This window comes from Oceanicola sp. 22II-s10i (assembly GCF_002210105.1).
Classification (GTDB): domain Bacteria; phylum Pseudomonadota; class Alphaproteobacteria; order Rhodobacterales; family Rhodobacteraceae; genus Pseudooceanicola.
In genome coordinates, this window is record NZ_AQQU01000030.1 from 1 (window position 1) to 6,208 (window position 6,208).

5 protein-coding genes are annotated in these 6,208 nt (G+C 62.9%); 1 reads left to right on the forward strand and 4 read right to left on the reverse strand.

Features of this window, described 5'->3' with window-relative positions; all coding sequences use genetic code 11:
* Positions 1-248 precede the first annotated feature (248 nt).
* The 4 genes from ATO6_RS24605 to ATO6_RS24620 all read right to left on the reverse strand — a co-directional run bounded on the left by ATO6_RS24605 (position 249) and on the right by ATO6_RS24620 (position 4,452).
* Positions 249-494, reverse strand: coding sequence for a hypothetical protein (locus ATO6_RS24605; protein WP_088626557.1), 246 nt, complete (start codon positions 492-494; stop codon positions 249-251).
* A 592-nt stretch (positions 495-1,086) separates the two neighbouring features.
* The gene (locus ATO6_RS24610; protein WP_027264458.1) at positions 1,087-2,016 is read right to left on the reverse strand and encodes a DUF2493 domain-containing protein; all 930 of its coding nucleotides are present in this window, start codon (positions 2,014-2,016) and stop codon (positions 1,087-1,089) included.
* A 581-nt stretch (positions 2,017-2,597) separates the two neighbouring features.
* Positions 2,598-3,395: a hypothetical protein gene (locus ATO6_RS24615; protein ID WP_017469683.1), complete on the reverse strand. Its 798-nt coding sequence runs from the start codon at positions 3,393-3,395 to the stop codon at positions 2,598-2,600.
* A 4-nt stretch (positions 3,396-3,399) separates the two neighbouring features.
* Entirely contained in the window at positions 3,400-4,452 is a 1,053-nt protein-coding gene (locus ATO6_RS24620; RefSeq protein ID WP_088626558.1) for an endonuclease/exonuclease/phosphatase family protein, read from the reverse strand.
* Positions 4,453-5,041: 589 nt separating this feature from the next.
* Between ATO6_RS24620 and ATO6_RS24625 the strand changes: the two genes are divergently transcribed.
* The gene (locus ATO6_RS24625; protein WP_133119766.1) at positions 5,042-6,079 is read left to right on the forward strand and encodes a hypothetical protein; all 1,038 of its coding nucleotides are present in this window, start codon (positions 5,042-5,044) and stop codon (positions 6,077-6,079) included.
* Positions 6,080-6,208 lie beyond the last annotated feature (129 nt).

The following is a 6,208-nucleotide window of genomic DNA, read 5'->3' on the forward strand; positions in this document are numbered from 1 at the left end:
ACCTGCGAGCGCGGTGACGGCGGTGCAACCGCCGGCAGGGGCCCGGCATGACCGACGATCGATCACCACCGACCTTCATGTTATTTGCGTCTGACTGAGGGGCCACAGACAGTTGAGGAGCGCAGCAGCCCCGCCCGGCCTTAGCCGGGCGGGGCTGCACTTATGGATGGTGTCGCAGTCGTCGAGAGCGTGGAAGGGTTGGAGAGAGGGATCACCGGGCGACGGGGCCGCCCGATGAAAGGTACTGTTCAGGCGAAGAGAGACTCGCTGAGGTGCGAACAATGCGCACAGGCCTCCCGCCAGTGGAAATTGACGCTCCCGCCATCGATAGTCTCCCAATCGGTCCGCAACGCGTCTTTCCCGCAGGCGACGCAGGGGACGACATGGCCACCAATATCGTGATGGTCTTTCCCGGTGGAAGTTCCGCGCTGCAACTTGCCTGTGCGGTCGCAGTGTCGGCAAAGGTCGTCCTCGGTCTTGTTCTCGCCGGTCATGATCTCATCTCCAGATGTTTGTGGACCACCACGTGAGTGTGGTGGCATGGCCGAATGCCTGGTTGCCGAAACTGTCCGGGTCAGGGACGGCGCAGCCGCCGGCGTGCCGGGCGCAAAAGTTTTCCGGGCGCATCGCCCACCACGGGGGCGTCATCGAACACTGGACCGCCCTCTCCTCCCCGGCCCCCCTAGCCGAAAAGTTTTGCGATCCTTGACGCGGACGGGTTCGGGGGCCATCCGGAGGATATGCTTCCGCACTCATGTGTGTGTGATTAACGACAGGTTTGCCCGACGCGAGCAGGCAAAGGGTGCTGCCCGGACGCGGGACACGAATGGAGCGGCGGGATCGTTTTGCCCCGCAAAACAGACCGGAGCGTAATCCGGTGGAGCGGCCGGGGCGCGACGTGCTCGCGAGACGGGCAAACCGGGACGCCGGGTGCTGCGCCGTGGTGAGGCCGCATGGCCGAATGCGCGATCGGCCTCAGGCCGATACCTCCACCGCGACTTGGCTTACTGTGCGGAGGAGACCGCCAGTTTACGGGCAGGCAGATGAAAACGACGAAAGGGCCGCCCAAAGGCGACCCTCTCTCATTCACGCGTCTGCCGTCTTCTTCGCCGGATCGGCGACCCGCATCACCGTCAGGCCTTTGGCTTCCGCCTTCTGCCCGAGGTTCAGTGCGACCCCGTTGCCGCCGAAGAGCACGACCCCGGTCGCGGCGAACTTGTCGTCCAGCATCTCGTCGTTGCATTTGAAGGGTGCCGCCCGCCCATGCGCGGACCAGCGCGGATCGAAGCGCGCCTGCGCGACGCCACGCGCCCGAGCCCACCGGGCGGCGATCATCTCGGCCCCGTGCTTGCCACCCTTGTGGCAGAGGAAGATCTCCTGGTTGCGGTTCTGCCGGATGCGCTCGCGAACCTTGTCGAGTGTCGTGAAGATGACGTCGATATCGGTCCAGTCGGTCGCCCCCGAGACGATCAGGGGAACCCCCTCGACCTTCGACTTCGCGGCTGTCTCGCGATCGTGCTGTTCCAGCAGCTGCCGGGCCTCGAAGACCGCTCCGGTCTCCTGAGCGCGAGCACTGGCGCGCGATCCCGCGGCCGGGATGAAGGCGTGGCCGGTCTCGACCTCGTAGCATTCCGCCGCCGCCTCGCTCATCACCTCGATGGCCCCGACGATCTCGCGGACCTGCAGGAAGCGGGCCTGCGCCTCTTCGAGCGCGGTCTCGGCGATCTCCGACCCGTCATGGGATTTTGCCAGGGCGCCGATCTTGTCAGCGGTGCGGTCAAGCTCCTTGCCCAGAGCGATCTTGCGGCGCTGCAGAATCGTGGCGAGCCCGTGCGCGAGCGGTTCGATCTCGGTCTCGAGACCGGTGCCGCGCAGCTGGCCAAGCAGGGCCTCGAAAGTCTCGCGGACGATGCTATCGGTCAGGACGTGATCCTCGGGGATGGGCAGCTCCGCGTCTTTCTCCGTCAGGCCGAAAAGTTCGATGGTCTCGTAGGCATTCGCGTTCTCGTATGTCATGTTGGTGTCTCCAGATGTTCGGGGAACCACCACGTGAGTGTGGTGGCATGGCCGTACGTCTGGTTCACCGAATCTGTCCGGGTCAGGGACGGCGAAGCCGCCGGCGCGCCGGGCGCAAAAGTTTTCCGGGCGCATCGCTCACCACAGGCGCGTCATCGAGCACTGGACTGCCTTCTCCACACCCGCCGGCCTCGCCGAAAAGTTTTGCGATCCTTGACGCGGGCTGATTTGGGGGCCATCCGGAGGATATGCTTCCGCACTCATGTGTGTGTGTTGACGGTAGGTTTGCCCGACGCGAGCAGGCAAAGGGCGCGACCGGACGCGGGAGACGGATGGAGCGCCGGGATCGTTTTGCCCCGCAAAACAGACCGGAGCGTAATCCGGCGCAGCGGCCGGGGAACGGCCTGCTCGCGAGACGGGCAAACCGGGATGCCAGGTGCTGCGCCGCGGTGAGGCCGCATGGCCGAATGCGCGACGGACCGAAGGGCCGTTCTGCCCTGCGACACGCGCAGCCGAGCAGGGGAGGCCGTAAGGCTTAGGAAGACATGTGGCGGACATCAGGGATCAAGCCACTTGGTATGCTACTCAGCCTGCATGTCCTCGAGGTCCGCGTCGAGCAGATCGATCGTAGGATCGCCAAGGGTCACGAAGCCGCCGTCGACCGCGCCCCGTTCGATCGACAGGATCGCCTCGGCATAGGGAATCTCGGTGACGGTGACCCCGAGAGCCTCCAGTGGGCCGACGACGAGGCCTCGCGCCGGTTCCGTGAGCTTCGGAATCCGCAGCTTGAGGCCCTGCAACACGTCCACGCCCTCAAACTCCGGCTCAAAGACCGTGTCGGCTGCGAACACATTCCGGCCCTTGTCCGGGTCGTAGAGCAGGATCAAGGGGGTGATGGATTGCTGAACCCTGGCCCAATCGATCCGACGCAACAACACCCTGTAGGCATCGCTGCGCACCTGTCGATCCGGGTTCTGGATGAAGACTGTGTAGTACCTGTCCGGGAACACCACCGAGACGGAACTGTGCCTCGTGACCTCCAAATCGTTTGCGGCGGTGGCCGTGGCAGATACCGAATACGTCCCGGGGACCAGGAACCTGCACATGAGTTGCGCGGCCACGGCATCACATTGCGCAACATGCGAGCGGCCCACCGGTTGCCCCGCGACACGCCATGTCAGTGTCCTCACATCCGGACCCCCAATCGCGTTGAATTCGGTGTCGAGCCCAACCTGTGCCGTGACGCTTTCGGGGGTGATCTCGAGGGAGGGCGGCTCCGCAGGCGCGGTCGCACGTCCCAGAACCCACCCGCCGATCCCCACGATCGCGGCCACCGTCACACCGACCAGAATCTGCCCGCCAAGACTCTCTGAGGACATCGATCTACTCCGAGACGGTCATCACGATCGGACAATGATCGCTCGGATAGGCTTCCGCAAAGGTCAGGACCTTTCCGTCGGCGAAGGGCTGAAGGCTCCCATCACATCGGGTCAGCGCGGCGCCAGGATCGCGGAACACGTAGTCACCCGTAAGCTCGATCTGATCCGCCGTCAGCGTCACACCTTCCGCGAGGTTCTCCACGACGAAGAAGTCGATCTCGGCGCTGCTGCGGGGCGTGTAGAGCCATGGGCGCAGCCCCTCGGCCTCGAACTGCGGGTTGTTCGCCATGGCCTCCTCGCCCAATCGAGCGAAATCGAACGCGAACGAGGACCAGCACGCGCGTGTCTCGGCACCCGGCAGGATGTGCCCCTGCGGCACGTTCGGGAAGAATTCCGCCCGGATGTTGTCGGCCCCCTCCAGGAGTTGCCGGTTGAAATCCCCCGCCAAGATGATCGTCGCCTCGTCGTCCTGGGCGTCCATCCAGGCACGCAGGCGTCGCACCTGCTCGCGCTGCGTCGCACAGTCGTCCTCCGTTCCGGGCTCGACAGAATTGTTCTTGCAGGTCGCCTTCAGGTGGATCGACGGCACCAGATAGCGTCGCCCGTCGACCGACAGATAGACGCCCACGCCGCCGCGTACCGGGCGCGCGGGCGCGCCGCATTCGTTCTGATGCGGCACGGCGAGCTCATCGATCTGGAAGAAACGGTGCGCGAACGTGTCCCTGATCGCGATCGCGTTGTATATGTCGTCAGCATCCGCCGCGCACTTCTGTGCGTTCTCATAGCAGCGGGTCTCGAACCGGAAGCTGTACCCGTCGGGGAGGACCGCTTCCAGCGCCGCGACGCTGCCAATCTCCTGGAATGCGATCACGTCCGCATCGATGGATGAGATGATCTCCCGGATACGGGTGTAGTCATTCGCGTCGCGGTCGAACCCGCGCAATTCCGAGCCCGGCGCGCCCAGGTTCGCAATGTTCCAACTGGCCACCGTGAAAGGTTCCGCGAAACAGACGGTCGGCACGAGCAAACATGGAAGGACGAAATGAAAGCCCCGCATCTAAAACCCTCTTCTCGGAATTGAAATCATCGGAAAATCGTTGGTCTTGAGACCACGATACGACAGTATCGATGGTTTCGCGACCCGAGATCCTGTGAGGATTTCAATAGGGAAAAAGAAAGACGCCATCCCGGGAGGTGGGATGGCGTCTGATCTCTTCTGCCCGCGCCACGGGAGGAGGTGTGGCGCAAACCTGAGGCCGATCTCCAGGGAGGAGGAGAGGAGAGCAACCTCAAAAGTAGGCTAGCCTGAAATGCTGCGGTGCAACAACGCCAAATGCTGCAATGCAGCTATGCGCTTCATGCAAAGCTACATTCGGAGACCTTTCGTATACTATTGTCGAGCGGCAAATATGGGTGACCCGTCAATATTCGATATGTGCCCATAGGCGTTTGTCTAAGTACTTGCGAACGCGGAACCACTGGTTACGCGACGCCTGTTCATCCGGCATTTGCCCGGAAAGGCCGACGGAGATAGGCTTTTGCAAGTTCAAAGGAGAGAGTCTCAGGTGTTGCGAAGGGTTCAATACATAGACCGCCCCAGCTTCCCTGACGAGCTGTTCGCAGACGTTGACTCGGCACAGTTGCGGATGGCGTTGAGAAACCTCCAGTCCGCGGTGCGTGCCGTCACCGGTGCCATGCGAGACATGTACGCCTTCCCTGACGGCAGCGATCTCAAGGTTGGCGTCACTCCGGAGACCCACCTGAACGCAAGGGCCCGCCAGTCGCGCGTCGGCGGTCCGTTCTCGATCGAGTTCACGTCCGGCTACGTCCTTTGGGCGGCCGTCGTAAGCTCGGTACTCGCCCGCATGGTGGCCTCAGGGTTTCGCCTCGAAAGGACCGTGTCCCTGTCGTTCCGTGACTTCGCAGAGGACGTGGCGACGTCCGGGGTGCAAACCTGCGTCGACCTGACGATCAACGAGATCGGTCCGGACATCGAGGGCAGCTGGCTCTTCTTCTTCGAGTCGCTCTATCTGCCGGTCTTGTTTCACGAGCTGGCCCATGTAGTGCGAGGGCATCTCGGCCTGCTCCGACAGCGACACGGCGGGGCGGGCCTGTGCATGGTGGACGAGTTGATGAGCCAGGATGCGGGCAACACGCCTCCCGGCTTTCCGCTACGCGATGTCGAGATCGATGCCGACGTCTACTGCTCGGGTATGTCCGGCGAGTTCGCCTTCGCGCGATCCGCGACCCTGCCGCGCTGGCAGTATATGACGGGCAAAGAGAACCTTTATGCCGAATTCGTAGGATACGCACTCTTCGTGGTCGGCCAGGAACGCATGGCGCGCGACAGGATCGGAACCCGCGACACCTACCCGTCGCCAAATCTGCGGTTGCTCCTACACTCTGTCGCCCACAGGGCGCGTTGGAATGTGGAACATCCCGAAAGTGACTATTTCGCCGAGATATTTGAGCCCGCCATGGAATTATTGGCACCGCTCGAACCGGCCTTCCCCGAGCTCGATCTCCTCCGGGACACGATTACCAGGGAGGGGGAGGCCGACCTCAGGAAAGAGATCGCCGCCTATTTCGATCAGGACCCCGAAACGGAGGACGGGCTTTTTGCACCCTTCGCGTTCGACGCGCGATGGAGCGACCCCATCCCGAAATTCTTCGGGATATCGTGATCGAATGGAAGAGGTCTCGCGTGCGTTTTGGAAGGTCGATCCCATCGTCAGGTCTATGGGCGGATATCTCGACGTTGTCTGACGTCAGCACCCATCGGACAGATTTAGGGGTTTGAGCAACGGAGGATT